Consider the following 550-nt stretch of genomic DNA (forward strand, 5'->3'; position numbering starts at 1 on the left):
AACAGTTACAATTACAGGAGCTATTTCTAATCAAACCTTGAATTTGGTTTCTATAAACAATCCATCTACTTCATGTAATCAAACATTATCTGGTTCATCTACAGTAACAGTTAATCCATTACCAACTGCAAGTATTTCAGGTAATAATGGTCCAATTTGTTCAGGTGCTAATGCTACTTTTACTTTAATAGGTACTTCAGGTGCCGTGGTTACTTATAATATAAATGGTGGTTCTAATACAACTGCTACTTTAACAGGAGGAACAGCAACAGTTACAGTTACAGGAGCTACTTCTAACCAAACCTTGAATTTGGTTTCTATAAACAATCCATCTACTTCATGTAATCAATCATTATCTGGTTCGTCTACAGTAACAGTTAATCCATTACCAACAGCAAGTATTTCAGGTAATAATGGTCCAATTTGTTCAGGTGCTAATGCTACTTTTACTTTAACAGGTACTTCAGATGCTGTGGTTACTTATAATATAAATGGTGGTTCTAATACTACAGTAACATTAACAGGAGGAACAGCAACAGTTACAATTACA

The 550-nt window shown here is 33.8% G+C and carries 1 pseudogene; it reads left to right on the plus strand.

Features of this window, described 5'->3' with window-relative positions:
- Positions 1-550 (plus strand): annotated as a pseudogene (locus tag ACYU7A_RS11555) (hypothetical protein); the annotation flags it as partial.

The organism is Flavobacterium koreense, from assembly GCF_054776075.1.